The 2,952-nt window shown below is 54.4% G+C and carries 2 protein-coding genes; both read right to left on the bottom strand.

The window, feature by feature from the left end; all coding sequences use genetic code 11:
• Positions 1–1,955, bottom strand: a 1,955-nt coding sequence (locus D5281_RS24455; RefSeq protein WP_277935611.1) for a glycine-rich protein, incomplete at its 3' end; no start/stop codon positions are given.
• A complete protein-coding gene (locus D5281_RS24450) occupies positions 1,948–2,835 on the bottom strand; it encodes a hypothetical protein (RefSeq protein ID WP_160562468.1) in 888 nt (295 codons plus the stop codon). The genes D5281_RS24455 and D5281_RS24450, both read right to left, overlap by 8 nt.
• Positions 2,836–2,952 lie beyond the last annotated feature (117 nt).

The raw sequence follows: 2,952 nt of genomic DNA, 5'->3' as shown, positions 1-2,952 counted from the left end.
CATCCGCCACCACCGCCGGAAGAAGCGGTACCGCTTGATGAATAATAATCCCCAATGCCAAAGTTTTCAGACGGGCTGCTCCCCGTGGAAATCTGCCGGCCTCCCAATGCACCGCCGGAGCCGTTACCGCCACGCTCCCCGCCGCCGTCTCCTCCCTTGTGGGCTGTGCCGTTGTCTATCCCGCCGCCCCCACCGCCTCCCGCCACGATCAGGATGCTGGAGCGGTTGGCGTAGGACGGCCCGCTGGAACTGTTCGTGCCAAGTCCATAAGGTTTTGTGGCCACATGGGTGGAACCGCCGCCTCCTGCCCCGTACTGCTTGCTGCTGGCATAATTGTAACCGTTACCGCCTCCGTTTGCCCCATAAGATGTGCCTTTCGGTGATCCGCCGTTATAGACATAGATCACTTCATCCTTCTTCATCTTCTTATAGCCTTTGGAATGGCCGCCAAGCCCTCCCTCCGCCACAAGGGAGTCCACCTTCGCCGCAGCGCCGGATGCGCCCCATACCTCAAACTCATAGATGCCGTCCTGGGGGATAACAAACTGCACATAATTCCCTGTGTAGGGGAAGTCATACTCCGTGGTCACCCACATGGCATAGAGCGCAGCCTCCGCAGGGAATACCCCTTTCTCCCCCGGTTTGTAAGATGGCGTGGAAAGGGAGTCAATGCTCCATCCGCAGAAGGACATATTCTTTCTCGTGTAGGGGCTTGCCGGTACCGTGGTGGGTTCGCTCTGTGCATTCCCGTTGTTGTAATAGCAATAAGCCGTAAAGGACTCCGCCGCCCCGGTTTCTGCAAGGGTGCCGCCATTGGGCATCAGCCCTATGGTCATCTGCTTTCTGAACACCGCATAGAGCGTGACGGGTTCCTCCGAACTGATGATATATTCCGAAAACACCTTCTTTTCCGCAAAACTATCCTGCCGCCATCCTACAAAGGTATAGCCCTCCAGCGCAGCGGGCGGTGCGGCGGAAATGGCGTCCTCCCTGTCCGGCACAGTCCTTTCCAATGCATACCCCGTGTCGATCTGATAAGTCACCTTTACACCCGCCGCATACACCCTGTCCTCTCCCACGAAAATCCGCGTCACCCTTTTAGTGGTTTCATCTTCATAGCAGAGATAGATTGTAGTGGCGCTGTAGCTTTCCATTGCCCGGTATTCGTCAAGGCTCACCAGTTTCATCACAAGGCCGGTACTGCTCATCATATCCGTCACTTTGGTATCCAGCGTCTGCACAGATTCTCCGAGGGAAGCATTGGAGGAAATGACACCGTCCAGCTCCCCGATGATATTCCTCGCCGTAAATACTGCCGTGCCGTCCAGCACCTTATCCCCCACTTTGGTGATCCTCGAATACCCGGAAGGCTCCGATGCCGCCGTGGTGCCTGCCTGTGTGCAGACCAACGTTGCCCATCCCGGAGCGCCCACTGCGGTCACCGCATCACCCACTGAGTATGATGTGGCACGGGTGAGGGTTTCCCCTCCGCCGCCTCCACCGCCGCTCCCGGCTTTCAGCGTGGGGAACACTTTCGTAAGGCCGTCCAGACCTGCGGAAGATACGGTGAATATGGCAAGTTCCAGGTCGTAAGAGGAATTGTTGTAATTGATGTTCACATCCGCGTCCAGCGGTGGAAGTTCCGCTGCCGCCTGCGCCAGTATCTTGATAGGTTCATCCGCATTGGATAAATCCAAATGGATATACACCCGCCCCTGCAGTGTCTCCCCCACATCCGCAAGACGCACGTCAATCTCCGTTTCATACACTTCAAAAAAGCGCCCCCGTATCATGCCAAAGCCCTGTGAGATGTGAAGGACGTTGCCCCTGGCATATGTCACTTCGCAGCCCTTGAAGATGCCGCTGCCGGGGATCGCCGTCTCGTAGATGATGGCGTCATCCTGCGGTGTGACATTGCCGCCCTTATAGGTTTTCAGTGTGATATTATCAGCCATTCTCCTGCCTCCTTAAAATCTTTGTTAAGTCCAGCCGCACCGTGCCGAACACCAGCTTTGTGTTCCTGCCCCTTTCCCTCCCGGTGAGGATGCTCCTATAACTTTCCCCGTCCGAGATGATGTCCGCCACCTGTCCGAATTCCAGTTCCTCCGGCTTTACCAGCGCGTCACCGTTCATCATGGTAAGCTCTATCAGATTGGAATAGGATAAATTTGCGAACTTGTTATGGGCGGCGCTGATCGCAGCACTCTCAAAGCTGCTCCCCTCCTCATGGGAAACCGCCTGCATCTCACACACCACAGGCGAGATGCGGTCCCGGTCTTTCGTGTCATAGCCAAGATCGGGATGCAGATAATAAATCCGGGTGTTGGAATAATCCTCTGCATCATAAATAATCAGTTTATTCACATCGGCGCTGACCTGTTTTATCGTGACGCTCTTTTTGATGATGTTGGGCAGGTCGCTTTCAATCGTAATCACCCCGGCTGCCGCTTTCCCCACGGTGATCTGCACTTCCCGGTTCTGGATATCCAGCTTTGTCCTTACAAGGATACTGTACTTCTCCATTGCCGGGATGATAACGGAGTCAATGAGGTTCACGATGTTATAATGACCGCCCTTGTCGGAGGGCGTGATGTGCAGGCTCCAGTCCTTTGTGGCCGTTGCCGCACTGACGGAAAGACCTTTTATATTCTGCATCCCATCCTCATTTGTGATGAATATTTCTTTTATCCTGTCACAGATGAACTGCTCCATGCTGCCCTGCCCCTGCAGGTCTACATCGAAAAGCACATCCGTATTCAGCAGTTCCATCAGCGGCTTATAGGAAATAGTCTGTAGCTTTTTGGATTTATCCGTGCCATACCCGATCTCTGTCACGATCCCGGCATACTCCTCATCCCCACGGCTAATGCGGATGTAATCCTGTTAATAACTTCATGAGCTGTCACAGATTCGACCTCACCTGCTGTCGTGAAATCACCCATTTTCCTGTCA

The organism is Parablautia muri (genome assembly GCF_009917485.1).
GTDB classification, from domain to species: domain Bacteria; phylum Bacillota; class Clostridia; order Lachnospirales; family Lachnospiraceae; genus Suilimivivens; species Suilimivivens muri.
Note: the sequence above shows the minus strand (reverse complement) of the source record. Positions and strands in the feature narration are given on the sequence as shown.